Annotated in this window: 18 protein-coding genes, 3 rRNA genes and 1 riboswitch; of the genes, 10 read left to right on the top strand and 11 right to left on the bottom strand. The window is 55.9% G+C overall.

What is annotated here, in order from left to right:
- Positions 1 to 30: 30 nt before the first annotated feature.
- The 5 genes from aceB to ACQG03_RS01340 all read right to left on the bottom strand — a co-directional run bounded on the left by aceB (position 31) and on the right by ACQG03_RS01340 (position 7,883).
- Positions 31 to 1,632, bottom strand: coding sequence for a malate synthase A (gene aceB, locus ACQG03_RS01360; RefSeq protein WP_063147238.1), 1,602 nt, complete (start codon positions 1,630 to 1,632; stop codon positions 31 to 33).
- A 270-nt stretch (positions 1,633 to 1,902) separates the two neighbouring features.
- On the bottom strand, positions 1,903 to 2,832 hold the full coding sequence (gene metA / locus ACQG03_RS01355; RefSeq protein WP_022646716.1) for a homoserine O-acetyltransferase MetA: 930 nt from the start codon (positions 2,830 to 2,832) through the stop codon (positions 1,903 to 1,905).
- A gap of 218 nt (positions 2,833 to 3,050) precedes the next feature.
- Positions 3,051 to 3,166 (bottom strand): 5S ribosomal RNA (gene rrf, locus ACQG03_RS01350).
- Between the two features lie 71 nt (positions 3,167 to 3,237).
- A 23S ribosomal RNA gene (locus tag ACQG03_RS01345) occupies positions 3,238 to 6,142 on the bottom strand.
- Positions 6,143 to 6,341: 199 nt separating this feature from the next.
- A 16S ribosomal RNA gene (locus ACQG03_RS01340) occupies positions 6,342 to 7,883 on the bottom strand.
- The 16S, 23S and 5S rRNA genes sit together here, the layout of an rRNA operon.
- Positions 7,884 to 8,444: 561 nt before the next feature.
- On the opposite strand from ACQG03_RS01340, the gene purH reads away from it, so the two are divergent.
- Positions 8,445 to 10,034 (top strand): bifunctional phosphoribosylaminoimidazolecarboxamide formyltransferase/IMP cyclohydrolase, encoded by a 1,590-nt coding sequence (gene purH / locus ACQG03_RS01335; protein ID WP_058677639.1) that lies wholly within the window; start codon positions 8,445 to 8,447, stop codon positions 10,032 to 10,034.
- Positions 10,035 to 10,049: 15 nt separating this feature from the next.
- Positions 10,050 to 11,342 carry a phosphoribosylamine--glycine ligase gene (gene purD, locus ACQG03_RS01330; RefSeq protein ID WP_022646714.1) on the top strand — a complete coding sequence of 431 codons (1,293 nt, stop codon included), beginning with the start codon at positions 10,050 to 10,052 and terminating at the stop codon, positions 11,340 to 11,342.
- 47 nt (positions 11,343 to 11,389) lie between these two features.
- Here purD and ACQG03_RS01325 read toward each other — a convergent pair whose 3' ends face one another.
- The 6 genes from ACQG03_RS01325 to nudC form a co-directional block, all read right to left on the bottom strand.
- Positions 11,390 to 12,082 carry a DUF1481 domain-containing protein gene (locus tag ACQG03_RS01325; protein WP_058677638.1) on the bottom strand — a complete coding sequence of 231 codons (693 nt, stop codon included), beginning with the start codon at positions 12,080 to 12,082 and terminating at the stop codon, positions 11,390 to 11,392.
- An 11-nt stretch (positions 12,083 to 12,093) separates the two neighbouring features.
- Positions 12,094 to 12,366 (bottom strand): nucleoid-associated protein HU-alpha, encoded by a 273-nt coding sequence (hupA, locus tag ACQG03_RS01320; protein ID WP_002445246.1) that lies wholly within the window; start codon positions 12,364 to 12,366, stop codon positions 12,094 to 12,096.
- Positions 12,367 to 12,552: 186 nt separating this feature from the next.
- On the bottom strand, positions 12,553 to 13,143 hold the full coding sequence (locus ACQG03_RS01315; RefSeq protein ID WP_022646712.1) for a YjaG family protein: 591 nt from the start codon (positions 13,141 to 13,143) through the stop codon (positions 12,553 to 12,555).
- A 41-nt stretch (positions 13,144 to 13,184) separates the two neighbouring features.
- Positions 13,185 to 13,856 (bottom strand): deoxyribonuclease V, encoded by a 672-nt coding sequence (nfi, locus tag ACQG03_RS01310; RefSeq protein WP_003862312.1) that lies wholly within the window; start codon positions 13,854 to 13,856, stop codon positions 13,185 to 13,187.
- A 9-nt stretch (positions 13,857 to 13,865) separates the two neighbouring features.
- The gene (gene hemE, locus ACQG03_RS01305) at positions 13,866 to 14,930 is read right to left on the bottom strand and encodes a uroporphyrinogen decarboxylase (protein ID WP_023299076.1); all 1,065 of its coding nucleotides are present in this window, start codon (positions 14,928 to 14,930) and stop codon (positions 13,866 to 13,868) included.
- Between the two features lie 38 nt (positions 14,931 to 14,968).
- Positions 14,969 to 15,742: an NAD(+) diphosphatase gene (gene nudC / locus ACQG03_RS01300; RefSeq protein ID WP_022646710.1), complete on the bottom strand. Its 774-nt coding sequence runs from the start codon at positions 15,740 to 15,742 to the stop codon at positions 14,969 to 14,971.
- Positions 15,743 to 15,837: 95 nt separating this feature from the next.
- On the opposite strand from nudC, the gene ACQG03_RS01295 reads away from it, so the two are divergent.
- From ACQG03_RS01295 to ACQG03_RS01260, 8 genes are all read left to right on the top strand, one after another.
- Entirely contained in the window at positions 15,838 to 16,335 is a 498-nt protein-coding gene (locus ACQG03_RS01295) for an Rsd/AlgQ family anti-sigma factor (protein WP_063163988.1), read from the top strand.
- 54 nt (positions 16,336 to 16,389) lie between these two features.
- Positions 16,390 to 16,499, top strand: a riboswitch (TPP riboswitch).
- Between the two features lie 78 nt (positions 16,500 to 16,577).
- On the top strand, positions 16,578 to 18,473 hold the full coding sequence (gene thiC, locus ACQG03_RS01290) for a phosphomethylpyrimidine synthase ThiC (protein WP_063163989.1): 1,896 nt from the start codon (positions 16,578 to 16,580) through the stop codon (positions 18,471 to 18,473).
- The gene (thiE, locus tag ACQG03_RS01285; RefSeq protein WP_058677636.1) at positions 18,473 to 19,114 is read left to right on the top strand and encodes a thiamine phosphate synthase; all 642 of its coding nucleotides are present in this window, start codon (positions 18,473 to 18,475) and stop codon (positions 19,112 to 19,114) included. Before thiC ends, thiE begins: the two co-directional genes overlap by 1 nt.
- Entirely contained in the window at positions 19,101 to 19,856 is a 756-nt protein-coding gene (thiF, locus tag ACQG03_RS01280) for a thiazole biosynthesis adenylyltransferase ThiF (RefSeq protein WP_063163990.1), read from the top strand. The genes thiE and thiF overlap by 14 nt, the downstream gene beginning before the upstream one ends.
- Positions 19,840 to 20,040 carry a sulfur carrier protein ThiS gene (gene thiS, locus ACQG03_RS01275; protein WP_003862324.1) on the top strand — a complete coding sequence of 67 codons (201 nt, stop codon included), beginning with the start codon at positions 19,840 to 19,842 and terminating at the stop codon, positions 20,038 to 20,040. The genes thiF and thiS overlap by 17 nt, the downstream gene beginning before the upstream one ends.
- Before the next feature lies 1 nt (position 20,041).
- On the top strand, positions 20,042 to 20,809 hold the full coding sequence (thiG, locus tag ACQG03_RS01270) for a thiazole synthase (RefSeq protein WP_022646705.1): 768 nt from the start codon (positions 20,042 to 20,044) through the stop codon (positions 20,807 to 20,809).
- Positions 20,809 to 21,942 (top strand): 2-iminoacetate synthase ThiH, encoded by a 1,134-nt coding sequence (thiH, locus tag ACQG03_RS01265; RefSeq protein WP_063163991.1) that lies wholly within the window; start codon positions 20,809 to 20,811, stop codon positions 21,940 to 21,942. Before thiG ends, thiH begins: the two co-directional genes overlap by 1 nt.
- A gap of 333 nt (positions 21,943 to 22,275) precedes the next feature.
- The gene (locus tag ACQG03_RS01260; protein WP_063146984.1) at positions 22,276 to 23,817 is read left to right on the top strand and encodes a sensor domain-containing diguanylate cyclase; all 1,542 of its coding nucleotides are present in this window, start codon (positions 22,276 to 22,278) and stop codon (positions 23,815 to 23,817) included.
- Positions 23,818 to 23,835 lie beyond the last annotated feature (18 nt).

Below are 23,835 nucleotides of genomic sequence, written 5' to 3'. Positions count from 1 at the left end.
TGCAGATGCTCCATATTGTTATGTGGTGAATTACGCCAGGAAGCGGTAGCCCGGCAGGGTCAGGAAGTCGATTAAGTCATCAGAGGTGGTGATTTGCTCCATCAGGCGCGCAGCGTCATTAAAACGCCCGCTGCTGAAGCGGTGCTCGCCCAGTTCGTCCTGGATGACCCGCATCTCTTCGGCCAGCATCTGACGGAACAGGGCTTTGGTGACCGGTTTGCCGTTGCTGAGCGTTTTTTGATGATGGATCCACTGCCAGATGGAGGTACGTGAAATTTCCGCCGTGGCGGCATCTTCCATCAGACCGTAGATCGGCACGCAGCCGTTGCCGGAGATCCATGCCTCGATGTACTGCACGGCGACGCGAATATTGGCGCGCATGCCCTCTTCCGTACGCTCGCCCGCACACGGCGAGAGCAACTGTTCTTCTGCGATTGGCGCATCGTCTTCACGGGTGACAAACAGCTGGTTTTTGTTATCGCCGAGTACGCGGTTGAAGACCTCCATCGCCGTGTCGGCCAGACCGGGGTGGGCAATCCACGTCCCGTCGTGGCCGTTACGGGCTTCCAGCTCTTTATCGGCTTTCACCTTGTTGAGCACCTGGTTGTTACGCTCTGCGTCTTTGCTCGGGATAAACGCCGCCATACCGCCCATCGCAAAGGCGCCGCGTTTGTGGCAGGTCTTAATCAGCAGGCGCGAGTAGGCGCTGAGGAAGGGTTTATCCATGGTGACAACCTGACGATCCGGCAATACCCGGTCGGCATGGTTTTTCAGGGTTTTGATGTAGCTGAAGATGTAATCCCAGCGGCCGCAGTTCAGGCCCACAATATGGTCACGCAGCGCATGGAGGATCTCATGCATCTGGAATACGGCTGGCAGGGTTTCAATCAGCAGCGTGGCCTTAATGGTGCCGCGCGGCAGGCTGAAACGGTCTTCTGCGTAGCTGAAGACTTCACTCCACCACGCCGCTTCCTGCCAGGACTGGGTTTTCGGCAGATAGAAATAGGGGCCGCTGCCTTTCGCCAGCAGGTTCTTATGGTTGTGGAAGAAGTACAGCGCAAAGTCGAACAGGCTGCCCGGAATCGCTTCTCCGCGCCACGTAACGTGTTTTTCTGGCAAATGCAGACCGCGTACGCGGCAGATCAGCACCGCCGGATTCGGTTTGAGCTGGTAAATTTTACCGGCTTCGTTGGTATAGCTGATGGTGCCGTTGACGGCGTCGCGCAGGTTGATCTGCCCGTCGATAACTTTCTGCCAGTCCGGCGCGAGGGAATCTTCGAAGTCCGCCATAAATACTTTGACGTTGGCATTCATGGCGTTAATCACCATTTTGCGCTCTACCGGGCCGGTGATCTCTACGCGACGATCCTGTAAATCTTCAGGGATTCCGCGAATTTTCCATTCACCATGACGAATGGAAGCGGTTTCCGAAATAAACCCTGGCAACTTGCCGTTATCGATCTCCTGCTGTTGATGAATGCGTGCCGCCAGCAGTTTATTACGCTGTGGCGTAAAGCGAGTCACCAGTTCAGTCAGAAACTCTACCGCTTCTGCCGTCAAAACTTGCTGTTCTTGCTCGCCATTCGGCTGGGTAAAGGTCAGTTCATCGACCGTTGTTGCCTGTTGAGTCATCGTTCTGCTCCTCATCAAAGATCCAAAATCACGCCCCCGATGCGAGCGAAAGATCGTTGTGTAGTTTTCGCTCAGCAGAATTAAGACTATCTATAATTTTTCCAAAATCAAAAACAATTTCCATTTTAATTCATATCCAATCACAACTGCATGATTAATATGGGATTAAAGTTTTTCACGATGTTGAGTTGGTTTTCGGAAATAAAAAAGGCACCCGAAGGTGCCTGATGTGAATAGCTGAAACGCTTTAGGATCGTTTAATGCAGACGATTACTCCAGCGTCGGATTCATGTGGCGCAGATCGTACGGCGTAATCTGGTAGACGTAATAGTTGAGCCAGTTAGTGAACAGCAGATTTCCGTGACTACGCCAGGTTGCCCGAGGCGTGTTTTGCGGATCGTTTTTCGGGAAATAGTTGTACGGGACATCCGGATTCAGACCCGCTTCAACGTCACGAAAATACTCTGACGCGAGGGTATGCGGATCGTACTCAGGATGGCCGGTAACGAACGCGATGCGTTTGTCTTTACTGGCGAACAGGTAGGCATCGCCGTCTTCCGTTTCGGCCAGGATTTCCAGGTCGGTGTAATCGCGGATCAGCTGTGCCGGAAAATCGGCGTAGCGAGAATGCGGAGCCAGGAAAGTGTCATCGAAACCACGCGTCAGCAGCGCATGCGGGTGAAGAATGTGGTGTTCGTATACGCCAGAAAGTTTGTCGCTGCGGGTTTGCTTGGGAATGCCATAGAGGATATTCAGCGCGGCCTGTACCGCCCAACAGACAAATAAGGTGGACGTGACGTGATCTTTTGCCCACTCCAGCACCTGCCTGATTTGTGGCCAGTAGGCAACGTCATTAAATTCCACCAGACCCAGCGGTGCGCCGGTGACGATCAGTCCATCGAAATTCTCATCGCGAATATCTTCAAAATTACAGTAGAAGTTATTCAGATGCTCAGCAGGCGTGTTGCGTGACTCACGGGCGTCAATGCGCAGCAGCTGGATATCAACCTGAAGCGGAGAGTTGGAGAGCAAACGCAGGAACTGGTTCTCCGTTTCGATCTTTTTTGGCATCAGATTGAGAATAAGCACCTTCAGCGGGCGAATTTCCTGACCTGTCGCACGCGAAGCCGTCATGACGAAGACATTCTCTTCACGCAAGAAATTGACGGCTGGTAGCTCGTCCTGCACCCGAATCGGCATAACCTTAAATCCTCACAGCATACGTATAAACGTTTAGACATCCAGACAGCTAACGATACCCAGAAACGGGCTTAATGTCGAGTCTGCAAGCGAAAGGTGAGAAAGTTTCAAGGAGGGAAAGCATGTAGGGCGGGTAAGGTGGGGCCACCACCCGACTTTTCAGAACGCACAAAGCAAAAAACCCCGCACCTTCCGGTACGGGGTTCTTTCTGTTTGATGCCTGGCAGTTCCCTACTCTCACATGGGGAGACCCCACACTACCATCGGCGCTACGGCGTTTCACTTCTGAGTTCGGCATGGGGTCAGGTGGGACCACCGCGCTAAAGCCGCCAGGCAAATTCTGTTAATCTGTATCAGGCTGAAAATCGTGTCTGTCTCTCTTCGCCAAAACAGCTTCGGCGTTGTAAGGTTAAGCCTCACGGTTCATTAGTATCGGTTAGCTCAACGCATCGCTGCGCTTACACACCCGACCTATCAACGTCGTCGTCTTCAACGTTCCTTCAGGAGACTCAAGGTCTCAGGGAGAACTCATCTCGGGGCAAGTTTCGTGCTTAGATGCTTTCAGCACTTATCTTTTCCGCATTTAGCTACCGGGCAGTGCCATTGGCATGACAACCCGAACACCAGTGATGCGTCCACTCCGGTCCTCTCGTACTAGGAGCAGCCCCCCTCAATTCTCCAGCGCCCACGGCAGATAGGGACCGAACTGTCTCACGACGTTCTAAACCCAGCTCGCGTACCACTTTAAATGGCGAACAGCCATACCCTTGGGACCTACTTCAGCCCCAGGATGTGATGAGCCGACATCGAGGTGCCAAACACCGCCGTCGATATGAACTCTTGGGCGGTATCAGCCTGTTATCCCCGGAGTACCTTTTATCCGTTGAGCGATGGCCCTTCCATTCAGAACCACCGGATCACTATGACCTGCTTTCGCACCTGCTCGCGCCGTCACGCTCGCAGTCAAGCTGGCTTATGCCATTGCACTAACCTCCTGATGTCCGACCAGGATTAGCCAACCTTCGTGCTCCTCCGTTACTCTTTGGGAGGAGACCGCCCCAGTCAAACTACCCACCAGACACTGTCCGCAACCCGGATTACGGGTCTACGTTAGAACACCAGCCATTAAAGGGTGGTATTTCAAGGTTGGCTCCACGCAGACTGGCGTCCACGCTTCAAAGCCTCCCACCTATCCTACACATCAAGGACCAGTGTTCAGTGTCAAGCTATAGTAAAGGTTCACGGGGTCTTTCCGTCTTGCCGCGGGTACACTGCATCTTCACAGCGAGTTCAATTTCACTGAGTCTCGGGTGGAGACAGCCTGGCCATCATTACGCCATTCGTGCAGGTCGGAACTTACCCGACAAGGAATTTCGCTACCTTAGGACCGTTATAGTTACGGCCGCCGTTTACCGGGGCTTCGATCAAGAGCTTCGCGTTGCCGCTAACCCCATCAATTAACCTTCCGGCACCGGGCAGGCGTCACACCGTATACGTCCACTTTCGTGTTTGCACAGTGCTGTGTTTTTAATAAACAGTTGCAGCCAGCTGGTATCTTCGACTGATTTCAGCTCCGTCCGCAGGGACTTCACCTACATATCAGCGTGCCTTCTCCCGAAGTTACGGCACCATTTTGCCTAGTTCCTTCACCCGAGTTCTCTCAAGCGCCTTGGTATTCTCTACCTGACCACCTGTGTCGGTTTGGGGTACGATTTCGTGTTACCTGATGCTTAGAGGCTTTTCCTGGAAGCAGGGCATTTATCACTTCAGCACCGTAGTGCCTCGTCATCACACCTCAGCGTTAACAAGGTACCGGATTTACCTGGAACCTCCGCCTACATGCTTAAACCGGGACAACCGTCGCCCGGCTGACATAGCCTTCTCCGTCCCCCCTTCGCAGTAACACCAAGTACAGGAATATTAACCTGTTTCCCATCGACTACGCCTTTCGGCCTCGCCTTAGGGGTCGACTCACCCTGCCCCGATTAACGTTGGACAGGAACCCTTGGTCTTCCGGCGAGCGGGCTTTTCACCCGCTTTATCGTTACTTATGTCAGCATTCGCACTTCTGATACCTCCAGCATGCCTCACAGCACACCTTCAACGGCTTACAGAACGCTCCCCTACCCAACAACACATAGTGTCGCTGCCGCAGCTTCGGTGCATGGTTTAGCCCCGTTACATCTTCCGCGCAGGCCGACTCGACCAGTGAGCTATTACGCTTTCTTTAAATGATGGCTGCTTCTAAGCCAACATCCTGGCTGTCTGTGCCTTCCCACATCGTTTCCCACTTAACCATGACTTTGGGACCTTAGCTGGCGGTCTGGGTTGTTTCCCTCTTCACGACGGACGTTAGCACCCGCCGTGTGTCTCCCGTGATAACATTCTTCGGTATTCGTAGTTTGCATCGGGTTGGTAAGCCGGGATGGCCCCCTAGCCGAAACAGTGCTCTACCCCCGAAGATGAATTCACGAGGCGCTACCTAAATAGCTTTCGGGGAGAACCAGCTATCTCCCGGTTTGATTGGCCTTTCACCCCCAGCCACAGGTCATCCGCTAATTTTTCAACATTAGTCGGTTCGGTCCTCCAGTTAGTGTTACCCAACCTTCAACCTGCCCATGGCTAGATCACCGGGTTTCGGGTCTATACCCTGCAACTTAACGCCCAGTTAAGACTCGGTTTCCCTTCGGCTCCCCTATACGGTTAACCTTGCTACAGAATATAAGTCGCTGACCCATTATACAAAAGGTACGCAGTCACCCCATAAAGAGGCTCCCACTGCTTGTACGTACACGGTTTCAGGTTCTTTTTCACTCCCCTCGCCGGGGTTCTTTTCGCCTTTCCCTCACGGTACTGGTTCACTATCGGTCAGTCAGGAGTATTTAGCCTTGGAGGATGGTCCCCCCATATTCAGACAGGATACCACGTGTCCCGCCCTACTCTTCGAGTTCACAACCTGTGCATTTTCGTGTACGGGACTATCACCCTGTACCGTCGGACTTTCCAGACCGTTCCACTAACACACAAGCTGATTCAGACTCCGGGCTGCTCCCCGTTCGCTCGCCGCTACTGGGGGAATCTCGGTTGATTTCTTTTCCTCGGGGTACTTAGATGTTTCAGTTCCCCCGGTTCGCCTCGTTAACCTATGTATTCAGTTAACGATAGTGCAACGGATTGCACTGGGTTTCCCCATTCGGACATCGCCGGGTCAAAGGTTCATATCACCTCGCCGGCGCTTTTCGCAGATTAGCACGTCCTTCATCGCCTCTGACTGCCAGGGCATCCACCGTGTACGCTTAGTCGCTTAACCTCACAACCCGAAGATGTTTCACTTCCGATTGCGAAAATTTGAGAGACTCGAACACACCATTAAAGATGTGTCGTTTCAATTTTCAGCTTGATCCAGATTTTTAAAGAGCAAAACTTCTTAATGCACTCAAAAGTACATTCAGAAGTTCATCATTCATCAGACAATCTGTGTGGACACTACAAAGGCAGGTTCTTTAAGGTAAGGAGGTGATCCAACCGCAGGTTCCCCTACGGTTACCTTGTTACGACTTCACCCCAGTCATGAATCACAAAGTGGTAAGCGCCCTCCCGAAGGTTAAGCTACCTACTTCTTTTGCAACCCACTCCCATGGTGTGACGGGCGGTGTGTACAAGGCCCGGGAACGTATTCACCGTGGCATTCTGATCCACGATTACTAGCGATTCCGACTTCATGGAGTCGAGTTGCAGACTCCAATCCGGACTACGACGCACTTTATGAGGTCCGCTTGCTCTCGCGAGGTCGCTTCTCTTTGTATGCGCCATTGTAGCACGTGTGTAGCCCTACTCGTAAGGGCCATGATGACTTGACGTCATCCCCACCTTCCTCCAGTTTATCACTGGCAGTCTCCTTTGAGTTCCCGGCCGGACCGCTGGCAACAAAGGATAAGGGTTGCGCTCGTTGCGGGACTTAACCCAACATTTCACAACACGAGCTGACGACAGCCATGCAGCACCTGTCTCAGAGTTCCCGAAGGCACCAAAGCATCTCTGCTAAGTTCTCTGGATGTCAAGAGTAGGTAAGGTTCTTCGCGTTGCATCGAATTAAACCACATGCTCCACCGCTTGTGCGGGCCCCCGTCAATTCATTTGAGTTTTAACCTTGCGGCCGTACTCCCCAGGCGGTCGACTTAACGCGTTAGCTCCGGAAGCCACGCCTCAAGGGCACAACCTCCAAGTCGACATCGTTTACGGCGTGGACTACCAGGGTATCTAATCCTGTTTGCTCCCCACGCTTTCGCACCTGAGCGTCAGTCTTTGTCCAGGGGGCCGCCTTCGCCACCGGTATTCCTCCAGATCTCTACGCATTTCACCGCTACACCTGGAATTCTACCCCCCTCTACAAGACTCTAGCCTGCCAGTTTCGAATGCAGTTCCCAGGTTGAGCCCGGGGATTTCACATCCGACTTGACAGACCGCCTGCGTGCGCTTTACGCCCAGTAATTCCGATTAACGCTTGCACCCTCCGTATTACCGCGGCTGCTGGCACGGAGTTAGCCGGTGCTTCTTCTGCGGGTAACGTCAATCGACAGGGTTATTAACCCTGTCGCCTTCCTCCCCGCTGAAAGTACTTTACAACCCGAAGGCCTTCTTCATACACGCGGCATGGCTGCATCAGGCTTGCGCCCATTGTGCAATATTCCCCACTGCTGCCTCCCGTAGGAGTCTGGACCGTGTCTCAGTTCCAGTGTGGCTGGTCATCCTCTCAGACCAGCTAGGGATCGTCGCCTAGGTGAGCCGTTACCCCACCTACTAGCTAATCCCATCTGGGCACATCCGATGGCAAGAGGCCCGAAGGTCCCCCTCTTTGGTCTTGCGACGTTATGCGGTATTAGCTACCGTTTCCAGTAGTTATCCCCCTCCATCAGGCAGTTTCCCAGACATTACTCACCCGTCCGCCACTCGTCAGCGAAGCAGCAAGCTGCTTCCTGTTACCGTTCGACTTGCATGTGTTAGGCCTGCCGCCAGCGTTCAATCTGAGCCATGATCAAACTCTTCAATTTAAGTTTGATGCTCGTGAATTAAACTTCGTAATGAATTACGTATGTTCACTCAGAGACTTGGTATTCATTTTTCGTCCGAGGACGTTAAGAATCCATGTCACTTTGAGTGCCCACACAGATTGTCTGATAAATTGTTAAAGAGCAGTTGCGACGCGCTTCAGCGCTCTGTCGCGAGGTGGCGTATATTACGCTTTCCTCTTTCAGAGTCAACCCGTTATTTCAGGATTTTTTTCTCTTCAACCGACCGGGTAGTCTGTGAAGTGATTCACATCCGCCGTGTCGATGGAGGCGCATTATAGGGAGTTCTCCGCAGGCCGCAACCGCTAAATGACAGAAAAATGACTGACTGCTGCATTCCCCAGCAAAACCCCGCCTTATACCCTTTTACGCACAGAGTTATCCACAGCGCTTCGAAAAAGTGAAAATATGCGAGCGTTGCGCAAACGTTTTCGTTAAAATGCTCGCGCTTAACAAGGAGGCCTCGTCAGGTGTGTTAGATGAGTTTTTCGCTGGAAAATTCATCTAACGCTCTCTGTAATCGTGAAATCCAGGGGATTTACCATGCAACAACGTCGTCCAGTCCGCCGCGCTCTGCTCAGTGTTTCTGATAAAGCCGGTATCATCGAATTCGCTCAGGCACTTTCCGCACGCGGTGTGGAGCTGCTTTCTACAGGCGGTACCGCTCGCCTGTTAGCAGAGAAAGGTCTGCCGGTAACCGAAGTGTCCGACTACACCGGTTTCCCGGAAATGATGGATGGACGCGTCAAAACCCTGCACCCGAAAGTGCACGGCGGCATTCTGGGTCGTCGCGGTCAGGACGACGGCATTATGGAACAGCATGATATCGCGCCTATCGATATGGTGGTTGTTAACCTCTACCCGTTCGCCCAGACCGTCGCCCGCGAAGGCTGTTCTCTGGAAGATGCCGTAGAGAACATTGATATCGGCGGCCCGACCATGGTGCGCTCCGCAGCCAAGAACCATAAAGATGTGGCCATCGTAGTGAAGAGCAGCGACTACAGCGCCATTATTAATGAGATGGACGCCAACGAAGGGTCCCTGACGCTTGATACGCGTTTCGACCTCGCCATCAAAGCCTTCGAACACACCGCCGCGTACGACAGCATGATCGCCAACTACTTCGGTAGCCTGGTTCCTGCCTACCACGGTGAAAGCAAAGATCCATCTGGTCGCTTCCCGCGCACCCTGAACCTGAACTTCATTAAGAAGCAGGATATGCGCTACGGCGAGAACAGCCACCAGCAGGCAGCCTTCTATATAGAAGAAGAGGTGAAAGAAGCCTCTGTTGCGACTGCTCAGCAGGTACAGGGCAAAGCCCTCTCTTATAACAACATTGCCGATACCGACGCCGCGCTGGAATGCGTGAAAGAGTTCAGCGAGCCGGCCTGCGTTATCGTCAAACACGCCAACCCATGCGGCGTCGCAGTAAGCACCTCCATTATGGATGCCTACGATCGCGCCTACAAAACCGACCCGACCTCCGCGTTCGGCGGCATTATCGCCTTCAACCGCGAGCTGGATGCGGAAACCGCGCAGGCCATCATCTCCCGTCAGTTTGTCGAAGTGATCATCGCGCCATCCGCATCCGAAGAAGCGCTGAAAATCACCGCGGCGAAACAGAACGTGCGCGTGCTGGTTTGCGGCCAGTGGGCAGAGCGCGTGCCGGGCCTGGACTTCAAGCGCGTGAACGGCGGTCTGCTGGTTCAGGATCGCGATTTGGGTATGGTGACAGAAGCCGACCTGCGCGTGGTGACCAAACGTCAGCCGACCGAACAGGAGCTGCGCGACGCGCTGTTCTGCTGGAAAGTGGCGAAGTTCGTGAAGTCTAACGCCATTGTTTACGCCAAAGAGAACATGACCATCGGGATAGGCGCAGGCCAGATGAGCCGCGTTTACTCTGCGAAAATCGCGGGTATTAAAGCAGGTGACGAAGGTCTGGAAGTCAAAGGTTCCGCCATGGCCTCTGACGCCTTCTTCCCTTTCCGCGACGGTATCGATGCGGCCGCTGCTGTGGGCATCACCTGTGTGATCCAGCCTGGCGGTTCAATCCGTGATGACGAAGTGATTGCCGCTGCCGACGAACACGGCATCGCAATGATCTTTACCGACATGCGCCACTTCCGCCATTAATTTCCGGAGCAGAAAATGAAAGTATTAGTGATTGGTAATGGCGGGCGCGAGCACGCCCTGGCGTGGAAAGCAGCGCAGTCTCCGCAGGTTGAAACCGTCTTTGTGGCACCGGGTAACGCCGGTACCGCACTGGAGCCCGCGCTACAGAACGTCGCCATCGGCGTAACCGATATCCCGGCGCTGCTGAGCTTTGCCCGGAACGAGAATATCGATCTGACGATTGTGGGCCCGGAAGCGCCGCTGGTGATCGGCGTTGTAGATGCCTTCCGCGCCGCGGGCCTGAAAATTTTCGGCCCAACGGAAGGTGCCGCACAGCTGGAAGGTTCAAAAGCCTTCACCAAAGATTTCCTCGCGCGTCATAACATCCCGACGGCGGAATATCAGAACTTCACCGAGGTAGAGCCTGCTCTGGCTTACCTGCGTGAAAAAGGCGCGCCGATTGTGATTAAAGCCGACGGTCTGGCTGCCGGGAAAGGCGTTATCGTGGCGATGACCCTTGAAGAAGCGGAAGCCGCTGTGCAGGATATGCTGGCGGGTAACGCCTTTGGCGATGCGGGCCACCGCATCGTGATTGAAGAGTTCCTCGACGGCGAAGAAGCGAGCTTTATCGTGATGGTTGACGGTGAGCACGTCCTGCCGATGGCCACCAGCCAAGATCACAAGCGCGTAGGCAATGCCGACACGGGTCCAAACACCGGCGGGATGGGTGCTTACTCCCCTGCTCCGGTGGTCACTGACGAAGTACACCAGCGCACCATGGACCGCATCATCTGGCCAACCGTAAAAGGTATGGCGGCGGAAGGCAATACCTACACCGGTTTCCTCTACGCAGGCCTGATGATCGACAAGCAGGGTAACCCGAAGGTGATTGAATTCAACTGCCGCTTCGGCGATCCGGAAACTCAGCCGATCATGCTGCGCATGAAGTCCGATCTGGTTGATCTGTGTCTGGCGGCGTGCGAAGGCAAGCTGAATGAGAAAACTTCCGAGTGGGACGAGCGTGCCTCTTTAGGTGTGGTGATTGCTGCGGGTGGGTATCCGGGTAGCTACAACACCGGGGATGAGATCCACGGCCTGCCGCTGGAAGAGATTGACGGTGCGAAGGTGTTCCACGCCGGTACAAAGCTCTCTGACGATGACCGCGTGCTCACTAATGGTGGACGCGTGCTGTGTGCGACCGCGCTGGGTCATACCGTGGCAGAGGCGCAGAAGCGCGCCTATGCGTTGATGGCGGATATTCACTGGAACGGCAGCTTCAGCCGCCAGGATATCGGCTATCGTGCCATTGCGCGGGAGCAGGGGGAGTAATTTCCCCCTCACCCTAACCCTCTCCCTCAAGGGAGAGGGGACTTAAATCAAAAACTCTTTTCTGTCGGCTGCCAGGTGCAGAAATCTTCGTTCGCCACCAGCAACAGCTGAGAGCCTTCCGGCGCTTCCAGCCATGCCACACTCACCTCCACAGATGAATGCCGCTGACGACGCTGAATGTGTTCGGTTGCCCAGGATTCAAGCTCAGGCTTCACTGTCTGCCCTTCGCAGGTGGTCACCGTGCCTTCGGCATGCCAGCGCCCCTGGCGCAGCACCACGCGGCCCTGACGCAGCGCATCGCTGGTCTGGCGAAGTTGTTCAGCACGGTAGCGGTAGAGCGCGACCTGATCGCTGGAAAGCTGCTGTTTCAGTCCACTGACCTCATGCTGCATAAAGCTCAGCTCGCCGTGGTCGTCAAAACGCACCTTCACGTGTTCGGGAGTCTTACTGTAGATATTCAGTTCAATGAGCGACAGCGCATCGCCCTGCCAGCGGTATTCTGCGGTCGAAGTATTGCCGTTATGCCACGGACTGAACGCGGTAAGCATATGCACTTCATCGCTGGAATCTTTGCGCCAGATCCTGACCGCACCCTGGTTGTCAGCGTAGCCGCTGGCGGTAAACGGGGGGAGTGAGGAATCATGACTACAGGCAGACAGCAACAGTACGCCTGCCAGCGCGAGCGGTCCACGCCAGAATGACAAAAGGGGCGTTGCCGCCCCTTCGTTAAAACTGTTCACTGCCACGCGTCTTACTTAACTGCGTCTTTCAGTGCTTTACCAGAAACAAATGCCGGCACGTTAGCTGCGGCGATTTTGATTTCTTTACCGGTCTGCGGGTTGCGGCCAGTACGCTCAGCGCGGTGGTTCACTTTGAAGGTACCGAAACCAACCAGTTGTACAGCATCGCCTTCTTTCAGAGACTCAGTAATAGCAGCCAGGGTAGATTCCAGAGCAGCTTTAGCCTGCACTTTAGACAGATCAGCCTTGTCCGCAATTACATCAATCAGTTGAGTCTTGTTCATAAGTTATCCTTTCAATGTGTTTATCGCTTGCTAAGCATCGAGTGCGACGAAAATGCCAAAAAAGCACTCTCCTGCATACACGCACCGATAGCCACTTTTTTTCGCCCCCCAAATGTAGACCAGACGGGGGGCGAAAGGGAAGAGTCGAGGAGTGACAAAACAGGCGTTAAATCACGTTTTGTTGTCTCATTGGTTAAAAATTATACCAATATTGCTCTCACCGGCCTCGCGCAGGTCCGCGCGCAGCCCTTTGATCAGCTCAATATCACGTTCTTCACACTCCGCCAGCAGACGGAAAATTTCCCACTGAATATCCCATTCCTGTTCAACCGCCGGGTTAGCACGCAGCTCTTCGTCGGTCATTTCACGGCCTTCCTGGGTCATTTCCAGCATCGCGACGGTGGTGATGGATGCCTTACTGACTTCAATGGCGTGCTCCAGGGTTTCACCGCTCAGACGGGAGTGGATCAGCTCGCTCAACGCCACACAGGCATCGATAGCCGGGTAGACGCCATACAGGTCGTAATCGTCCGCCGCAGGAATTGCCTCTTCCAGCTTTTCAAGCTGAGAGTCGAAGTTTACCTTTGCGTCTTTGACCGTCAGCGTCTCCCAGATCAAATCCAGGATACGTCGATAAATCTGGCCTTCGCCAAACTCCGTTTGCTTACAGAACGCGGCATAGTTGGGGTACATGCGCTCGCACAGGCAAGCCATAAACGTCACGTGCTGCCAGCTTTCCAGCTTCTCAAGGCGCAGATGAATCGGGTTTTGTAACATGATGATGTCTCGAATCGAAAATTAGCCGCAGTTTACCTGAATCACGGCTGAATTTCCTGCCAACGAATGAATGCCGGACGTGAAGAGGCAACGGCGTCAGCCCAGCGGGTAGGCTCAGGTAAGCGGTAGCCCTTCATACAGCGTTGCACCCACGCCAGGGCGCTGTCCATGCTGACCCGATGCCCGGTTGCGATAAACAGCGGATTGCAGCGCGCTTTACTGCGCCAGACCCACGCCAGCTGCTCGCCTTTATGGATAAGCGGCGCCAGCGCGCCCGGTTCGGCAGAGAGCGGCTCAAACGCGCCGCACAGGCGTTTTTTCGCCACGCCGATGGTCGGCACGTCTACCAGCAGACCAAAGTGGCTGGCAACGCCCAGGCGACGCGGATGGGAGATGCCGTGCCCATCCACAAACAGCAGATCGGGTTTTTGCGAGAGTTGCTCCCACGCGGCCAGCAGCGCGGGATATTCGCGGAAGGAGAGAAAGCCGGGGATATAGGGCATGGTGGTGGCGATACGCGCCACCTTGTACTCCACCAGCTCCAGCGACGGGTATTTCAGCACCACCATCGCCGCTCGCGTCACTTCACCGCCCTGCTCAAACCCGACGTCCGCCCCGCCAATGTACCGCGGAGGGTCCGTATCCAGACGATCCTCGCGGATCACCGATGAAGCCAGTTCGATTTGCTGAGCGCGTAGCGACGCGAGATCCATAACCACTCCTTACTTGTGATACTGGGCAGAAAGCCGATGCACCGCCTCCACAAATACGCCAGCGTGTTCTGGCGGTACATCCTGATGAATACCGTGACCAAGGTTGAAGACGTGGCCTTCGCCCTGGCCGAAACCAGACAGTATAGTCGACACTTCTTCTTCGATACGGGCAGGCTGTGCATAGAGCATGGACGGGTCCATGTTGCCCTGGAGCGCCACTTTATCCCCCACGCGACGACGCGCATCGGCAATATCAGTGGTCCAGTCGAGGCCCAGCGCATCACAGCCGGTGGCCGCCATCGCTTCCAGCCACTGACCGCCGCCTTTCGTAAACAGCGTTACCGGCACGCGGCGGCCTTCGTTTTCACGCAGCAGACCATCGACAATTTTGTGCATGTAGTACAGGGAGAACTGCTGATAATCACGCCCGGTCAGCACGCCGCCCCAGGTGTCGAAAATCATCACCGACTGCGCGCCCGCTTTAATCTGCGCGTTGAGATAGAGCGTGACGCTCTTCGCCAGCTTGTCGAGCAGGGCATGCAGGGCCTGCGGCTCTGCGTACATCATCTTTTTGATGACGGTAAAGGCTTTGCTGCTGCCACCTTCCACCATGTAGGTTGCCAGCGTCCACGGACTACCGGAGAAGCCAATCAGCGGCACGTCGCCTTTGAGCTCGCGGCGGATGGTGCGCACGGCGTTCATCACATAGCCCAGCTCGCCTTCCGGATCGGGGATCGGCAGCTTATCAACGTCGGCTTTGCTTTTGATCGGTGAGGTAAAACGCGGCCCCTCGCCGGTTTCGAAATAGAGCCCAAGGCCCATCGCGTCCGGAATGGTAAGAATGTCCGAAAAAAGAATGGCGGCATCGAGCGGGAAGCGGCGCAGCGGCTGGAGCGTCACCTCACAGGCCAGCTCGGCGTTTTTGCACAGCGACATAAAATCGCCCGCCTGCGCACGCGTGGCTTTGTACTCTGGCAGATAGCGTCCCGCCTGGCGCATCATCCACACCGGGGTGACATCAACGGGCTGGCGCAGCAGCGCACGCAGATAACGATCGTTCTTCAGTTCGGTCATTTTGCAGTTCCTTATTGCGTCAGTCCGTCAGTGTAACACTACTCATACTCGGCCCGACACATTGCCACGGTATCTTCTATCAGGCGACGCGCCACCGTTCCCGGCGGGGGCAGCAGCGGTAAATCGTCGTAGCGATACCAGTTCGCCTCCAGCAGCTCTTTCTGATCGATAACAATCTCGCCGCTGTCGTATTCCGCCATAAACGCGGTCATCAGGGACATCGGGAACGGCCACGGCTGCGACGTCACATAGCGCAGGTTTTTCACCTTAATGCCGCTCTCCTCCATCACCTCGCGCGCCACCGCCTGTTCCAGCGTTTCGCCGACTTCCACGAACCCGGCGAGGACGGTGTGAATGCCGTTGCGATGGCGGGTATGCTGCGCCAGCAGGATGGAATCATCACGGCGGATGGCGACAATGATGCACGGTGCGATTTGCGGGTAGTAACGTTCACGGCAGTGGCCGCAGAGCAGCGCCCATTCGGTTTTGCTCGGGTGCATGGTGTGGCCGCAGTAACCGCAGTATTTGTGCGAGCGGTAAAACTCCGCCAGCTGTACGCCGCGCCCCGCCAGCTGGAACAGGCCGACGTCCAGATCCAGCACCTGACGTACGGATCCCATATCCTGACGGCGCGCCTGTTGGATCAACCACACGGGATCGCCCTGCCACTCGCCGATCTTCAGCGCGGACTGGCCCACCAGATCGAACGTTTCCGCGGCACCGTAGGGCAACTCTCCTGAGGGCAGCCATAATTTTTGTTCGTGGCTGACGATCCACCAACCCAGATCTGATTTTTCAATAATACGATCCATATCTATTGCACTACCTTCGCTTCACTGACATGTTGTTAGCATTGTGGTTACATTTTGGATAAGCAGATCCCATTTTAAACCTTATGGAGTCGACCATGTTAAACCAGCTGGAAAGCCTGACTGAGCGCGTTGGAGGAAGTAACACCCTGGTGGATCGCTGGCTACATGTGCGCAAGCATCTCCTTGTGGCGTATTACAATCTGGTTGGTCTTAAGCCTGGCAAAGAATCCTTTATGCGACTCAATGAAAAAGCGCTGGACGACTTTTGTCAGAGCCTGGTCGACTACCTCTCCGACGGCCATTTCAACCTTTATGAACGCATTATCCGCGAAATGGAAGGGACAACGCCGTATTTAGTGGCCAGTAAACTCTGTCCGTTGCTTGAAGCCAACACCCAGCAGATCATGGACTACTACGATTCCACGCTGGAGAACGCTATCGATCACGATAACTATCTTGAGTTTCAGCAGGCGCTTTCCGACCTTGGCGAAGCACTGGAAGAGCGATTCACGCTGGAAGACAAGCTCATCGCCCTCGTGCTGGACAACAACCTGACTATCAGCACCAGCGATAACGTTGCGCGCCCTGCTTGAGTTCTTAATCGTTAACGAGTAATTTACAACCATTCGCCCCTCTGCGGAGGGGGATTTTTCTTGTCGGAGTGCCCAGTGTGAAAGCACGGGCTGAGACCGTTAATTCGGGATCCGCGGAACCTGATCAGGTTAATACCTGCGAAGGGAACAAGAGTCACACTGCTGTTGTATCGCCCTGAGGCGATCTTCTCTTGCTTCATCCGTCGTCTGACAAGCCATGTCCTTCACATCTGGAATGAGCTATGTCTACAACAAAACTGACCCGCCGCGAACAGCGCGAACACGCACAACGCTTCATCGACACCCTGGAAGGCACCGCTTTCCCGAACTCAACGCGCATCTACATCACCGGTTCACAGGCCGATATCCGCGTGCCGATGCGCGAAATCCAGCTCAGCCCGACGCTTATCGGCGGCAGCAAAGAGCACCCGCAGTTTGAAGACAACGAAGCCGTGCCGGTGTATGACACCTCCGGCCCGTTCGGCGATCCTGATGTTGCTATCAACGTGCAGCAGGGTCTGGCAAAGCTTCGCCAGCCGTGGATTGATGCCCGTAACGACTGCGAAGAACTGAGCGTGCGCAGCTCGGCGTACACCAACGCGCGCCTGGCCGACGACGGTCTGGACGAGCTGCGCTTTACCGGCCTGCTGACGCCGAAACGCGCTAAAGCGGGCAAATGCGTAACCCAGTTGCACTACGCGCGACAGGGTATCGTCACGCCGGAGATGGAGTTCATCGCCATCCGCGAAAACATGGGCCGCGAGCGCATTCGCAGCGAAGTGCTGCGCCACCAGCATCCGGGTGAAGGGTTTGGCGCTCGCCTGCCGGAGAACATCACGCCGGAATTCGTGCGTGATGAAGTAGCCGCCGGGCGCGCGATTATTCCCGCCAACATCAACCACCCGGAATCCGAGCCGATGATTATCGGCCGCAACTTCCTGGTGAAGGTCAACGCCAACATCGGCAACTCTGCCGTCACCTCTTCCATCGAAGAAGAGGTGGAAAAGCTGGTCTGGTCGACGCGCTGGGGCGCGGACACGGTGATGGACCTCTCCACCGGCCGTTACATTCACGAAACCCGCGAATGGATCCTGCGTAACAGCCCGGTGCCGATTGGCACCGTCCCGATTTATCAGGCGCTGGAGAAAGTAAACGGTATCGCCGAAAACCTTACCTGGGAAGCGTTCCGCGACACGCTGCTGGAGCAGGCGGAACAGGGCGTGGACTACTTCACCATTCACGCGGGCGTACTGCTGCGCTACGTGCCGATGACCGCGAAGCGTCTGACCGGTATCGTCTCACGCGGCGGTTCGATTATGGCGAAATGGTGCCTTTCCCATCATCAGGAAAACTTCCTCTACGAGCACTTCCGCGAAATCTGCGAGATCTGCGCCGCTTATGACGTTTCTCTGTCGCTGGGCGACGGCCTGCGTCCTGGCTCCATCCGTGACGCGAACGACGAGGCGCAGTTTGCCGAGCTGCACACGCTGGGCGAGCTGACCAAAATCGCCTGGGAGTACGATGTGCAGGTGATGATTGAAGGCCCGGGCCATGTGCCGATGCAGATGATCCGCCGCAACATGACCGAGGAGCTGGAGCACTGCCACGAAGCACCGTTCTACACCCTGGGGCCGTTGACCACCGATATTGCGCCGGGCTATGACCACTTCACTTCCGGGATCGGCGCGGCGATGATCGGCTGGTTCGGCTGCGCCATGCTCTGCTACGTGACGCCGAAAGAGCACCTCGGGCTGCCAAACAAAGAGGACGTGAAGCAGGGGCTGATCACCTACAAAATTGCCGCCCACGCGGCGGATCTGGCGAAAGGCCATCCGGGCGCGCAAATTCGCGACAACGCCATGTCCAAAGCGCGCTTTGAATTCCGCTGGGAAGACCAGTTCAACCTGGCGCTGGATCCGTTCACCGCCCGCGCCTACCACGACGAAACCCTGCCGCAGGAATCGGGCAAAGTCGCGCACTTCTGCTCCATGTGTGGGCCGAAGTTCTGCTCGATGAAAATCAGCCAGGAGGTACGCGATTACGCCGCCGCGCAGACCATTGAAGTCGGCATGGCAGACATGTCCGAAACCTTCCGCGCCAAAGGCGGCGAAATCTACCTCAAAAAGGAGGAGGCGTAATGTACCAGCCCGATTTCCCACCTGTCCCCTTCCGCTTAGGGCTTTACCCGGTGGTGGACAGCGTGGCGTGGATAGAGCGCTTGCTGGAGGCAGGCGTTCGCACCCTCCAGCTGCGCATCAAGGATAAACGCGACGAAGAGGTGGAGGCCGATGTGGCCGCCGCTATCGCGCTGGGACGTCGCTACCATGCCCGCCTGTTTATCAACGACTACTGGCGGCTGGCGGTTAAACACCAGGCGTACGGCGTGCATCTGGGACAGGAAGATCTGGAAACGACCGATCTCAACGCAATCCGTGACGCCGGTCTGCGGCTGGGCGTTTCCACCCACGATGATATGGAGATCGACGTGGCGCTGGCGGCCCGCCCCTCCTACATCGCCCTCGGCCACGTTTTCCCGACGCAAACCAAACAGATGCCGTCTGCCCCACAGGGTTTGGCTCAGCTGGCAGCCCACGTTAAGCGCCTTGCCGATTACCCCACCGTCGCCATCGGCGGAATCAGCCTTGAACGTGCGCCCGCCGTGCTGGAAACCGGCGTCGGCAGTATCGCCGTCGTCAGCGCTATCACCCAGGCAGTAGACTGGCAGGCCGCCACCGCACGGCTTTTACAACTGGCAGGAGCAGGCGATGAAAGATCGTGATTTTATGCGCTACAGCCGCCAGATCCTGCTGGAGGATATCGCCATTGACGGGCAGCAAAAGCTGCTCGCCAGCCGGGTACTGATTGTCGGTTTGGGTGGCTTGGGCGCGCCCGCCGCGCTGTATCTGGCCGGGGCGGGCGTGGGAACGCTGGTACTGGCCGATGACGATGAGGTACACCTCAGCAACCTGCAACGGCAAATCCTCTTCACGACAGAAGATGTTAACCAGCCTAAAGCACAGGTTACGCGCAAGCGGCTGAACCAGCTTAACCCCGATATTGAACTGGTGGCGCTCCAGACGCGGCTGAGCGGAGAAGATCTGCAACGCGAAGTTGCCCTTGCCGACGTGGTGCTGGACTGCACGGACAATATGGCGACGCGTCAGGCCATTAATGCGGCCTGTGTTGCACAGAACACGCCGCTGATCACCGCCAGCGCGGTCGGTTTCGGCGGGCAGATAATGGTGCTTACGCCGCCGTGGACGCAGGGCTGCTACCGCTGCCTGTGGCCGGACGAGGCTGAACCGGAGCGTAACTGCCGCACGGCTGGCATTCTTGGGCCGGTGGTGGGCGTGATGGGTACCCTTCAGGCGCTGGAAGCCATCAAGTTGCTCAGCGGCATGGAAACAGAGCGCAACACGCTCCGGCTGTTCGACGCCCGTTCCAGCGGCTGGCGCCATCTGGCGTTAAACCGCGCCAACCGCTGCCCGGTATGCGGAGGCCGCGATGCGCATTCTGTTTAACGATGAGCCGATGACGTGCGACGACGATCTCACCGTTGCCGCCCTGCTCGACACGCTGCGCCAGCTGAAGCCGGGAACGGCGCTGGCGCTCAATCAACAGATCCTGCCGCGCGAGCGGTGGGAACATCAGCAGGTCAATGAAGGCGACCAGATCCTGCTGTTTCAGGTTATCGCTGGGGGCTGAGATGTTACGTATTGCCGACAAAGTCTTTGATTCACATCTGTTTACCGGAACCGGAAAATTCGCCTCCCCGCAGCTAATGGTGGATGCTATTCGTGAAAGCGGCAGCCAGCTGGTGACGCTGGCGATGAAGCGCGTGGATCTGCGTCAGCACAACGATGCCATACTTGCGCCGTTACTGGAGGCAGGCGTGACGCTCTTACCCAATACCTCCGGTGCGAAAACGGCCGAGGAAGCAATTTTCGCTGCGCATCTGGCCCGGGAAGCGCTCGGCACCTGCTGGCTGAAGCTGGAAATTCATCCGGACGCCCGCTGGCTGTTGCCCGATCCGATCGAAACCCTGAAAGCGGCAGAGACGCTGGTGCAGCAGGGATTCACCGTTCTGCCCTACTGTGGTGCCGATCCCGTGCTGTGTAAGCGTCTGGAAGAGGCCGGCTGCGCGGCCGTGATGCCGTTAGGGGCGCCCATTGGCTCCAACCAGGGACTGGAGACCCGCGCGATGCTGGAGATCATCATCGAGCAGGCGACCGTGCCCGTGGTGGTGGATGCGGGCATCGGCGTACCCAGTCACGCCGCGCAGGCGCTGGAGATGGGGGCCGATGCGGTGCTGGTCAATACCGCGATTGCGGTGGCCGACGACCCGGTGATGATGGCGCGTGCGTTCCGCCTTGCCGTGGAGTCCGGTCTGCTGGCACGACAGTCCGGCCCCGGCTCGCGCAGCTTTCAGGCGCAGGCCACCAGCCCGCTGACCGGTTTTCTGGAGGCACTCTGATGGCTACCTTTACCGATCGCTGGCGTCAGCTTAACTGGGACGATATTGCCTTACGCATCAACAGTAAAACCTCTGCGGACGTAGAGCGGGCATTAACAGCCCGGCATGTGACCCGCGAGGATTTGATGGCCCTGCTTTCTCCGGCAGCCAGCGCATACCTTGAACCGATGGCGCAGCGCGCGCAACGCCTCACCCGCCAGCGCTTTGGCAACACGGTGAGCTTTTACGTGCCGCTTTATCTCTCTAACCTGTGCGCCAACGACTGCACCTACTGTGGCTTCTCAATGAGCAACCGCATTAAGCGTAAAACGCTGGATGAGCATGAGATCGCCCGCGAGTGTGCGGCTATTCGTGAGATGGGTTTTGAACATCTCTTACTGGTGACGGGTGAACATCAGGGCAAAGTGGGGATGGACTATTTTCGCCAGCATCTTCCGGCCATCCGCCGCGAATTTGCCTCATTGCAAATGGAAGTGCAGCCTCTGTCGCAAGAGGAATATGCGGAACTGAAAACCCTTGGGCTGGACGGCGTAATGGTTTATCAGGAAACCTACCATGAGGCGACCTATGCCCGACATCACCTGAAAGGGAAGAAGCAGGATTTCATCTTCCGGCTGGAAACGCCGGACAGGCTGGGGCGCGCCGGTATCGATAAAATTGGGCTGGGCGCGCTTATCGGTCTGTCCGACAGCTGGCGGGTTGACTGCTATATGGTGGCAGAGCATCTGCTGTGGCTACAGCAGTACTACTGGCAAAGCCGCTATTCCATCTCATTCCCACGGCTGCGTCCGTGTACGGGAGGCATTGAACCCGCCTCGCTGATGGATGAGCGCCAGCTGGTGCAAACCCTGTGCGCATTTCGCCTGTTCGCGCCGGAAGTGGAATTGTCGCTCTCCACGCGTGAATCCCCCGCGTTTCGCGACCGCGCGATCCCTCTGGCGATCAACAACGTCAGCGCCTTTTCCAAAACGCAGCCGGGCGGTTACGCGGACAATCGCCCGGAACTGGAACAGTTTGCACCGCACGACGGACGACGGCCCGACGCGGTGGCGGAAGCCCTGACTGCACAGGGGCTACAGCCCGTGTGGAAAGACTGGGACAGCTGGCTGGGAAGAGCTTCGCATTTGCGCTGAAACCGCCTGCAACAACGCGGAAAGGTTACGAGACGGCTCGTAAGATCAACGCCGGGCGATTGAGGAGATCTGCCCGGTTTTATTAGGATTAACCACGTCAGCAACGGACGCTGACCAGGGTGAAAATGCTTCTTCCTCGTTTCGCCCTGCCCTCCGCCTCTTAAACAAAATTTCAATTGATAAAATAAATACGTCGTTTCTTATCTACTCTTAAGATAAATCAACCCGTCGGAAATCGCTTTCTGTATAATTTACTACCAGCAATCTGACAGCGACTATGCTGAGGATATCGACAGACGCAACGCGTCTACCATCTGGATTGATGCACAACTCATGGCACTCCACAGTAAAAAGCTCTCTTTCACCCGACCAATTATGGTCAGCTTCGCGGGGATTCTGTTCAGTTTCGCGATAATCGCGATCCTGGTCATCCTTTCACAACGGAAGGATTTTATTGAGGATTATCATAAAATTAATGGTAACTTCACCCATAATCTGGCGGTGAACTATACCGAATCCATCCTGCGAGAAAATGACTATATTCTTGGTCGCGCTGCGATGTACTACGCCCGTGACGACAGAGTGAATCAGACGATAAATATCGACCCAGCACAGGGTTTGCAGATGTTAATGCATTTGCAGAATCTGATGCCGACGGTGTCGTCTATCTCTCTTGCGGACACCGAAGGGCACCATCTGCGCGCGCCGGAAGTACTGCCAACGGAGAAGAGTAGGTCGTTCGACGCACGAACACGCCCATGGTTTATCGGGCAAGCGGAAGCCAGCAACTTTCCTCACTACACCCGCCCCTATCTGGACTATTTCACCCAACATCCTACGGTCACCCTCTATAAACCGGTCATTTCACCGGAAGGCCGTCTGAAGGGCACGCTCGCTTTCCATCTTGATTTAACCTCCATGGGGTATACCTTGCGCCAGATGGTGGCACCGGTTCAGGGTGAGTTTTTTGTCGTGGAACGTGACGGCGCCGTTGTGCTGCATCCGGACACGGGGGCGCTCTTTAAGCAGTACGTAAGCGAAGCGCTGATGGACAAAATGACCAGCGGCGAAGGGCATCTTTTCGACCCCAAAAGTAAAACCTGGTATTACTACTACTCTTTCACCAATCCGGACTGGTTTGTGATTTATCGGGTCTCCGATGCCACGCTTTCCGTCATCACCCGGCATGAAACCACCGTCGTCGGCTGGGGATTTGCGCTGGCGGCAATCATCATCATTCTGTTCGGGCTCTATCTGCGCCATGCCTCGCGTTCTGTGCTGATGAACATTATCAACGCCATCAAAACCGGAGACGTCAATCAGGCGCCACGTCTTGAGGCGATGCTCAGCCATACCATTCGAACCAATAAAGAACGCGAGCTGGCCTATGTCCGTCAGGCCACCCATGATGCGCTGACAGGCTGCAAGAACCGCCGTGCTTTCGACAACGATGTGGATGAGCTGCTGACCGCTCATCAACCCTTCGTTCTGGCGCTGGTCGATATCGATAACTTTAAATCTATTAACGACACCTGGGGCCACCTGAGCGGGGATATTGTTCTGCGCAGCGTGGCGCGCGAAGGTATTCAGATCATGCAGCCGCACCACGTTTCCGTTTACCGCTACGGTGGGGAAGAGTTCGGGGTGATTTTCCCGGCCGAGCTGATGAACTCCGCGCACGCGCTACTGGAAGCCTGGCGCACCGCCGTGGAAAAACGGACCTGGCGGGAAGAGAACCTGCGAGTAACCTTCAGCGCGGGGGTGGGAGAGTGGCACTTCGAACCGCTGGAACAATTTATCGGCAGCGTAGATGAAGCGCTGTATACCGCTAAACAACAGGGTAAAAACCGCATCGTAAGCACGGCCAGCCGATAATACCCTTCCTGAAATTCC

It is taken from the genome of Enterobacter cloacae complex sp. 342H5 (genome assembly GCF_050030905.1).
Taxonomy (GTDB): domain Bacteria; phylum Pseudomonadota; class Gammaproteobacteria; order Enterobacterales; family Enterobacteriaceae; genus Enterobacter; species Enterobacter intestinihominis.
This window is presented reverse-complemented; position numbering and strand designations above follow the sequence as displayed.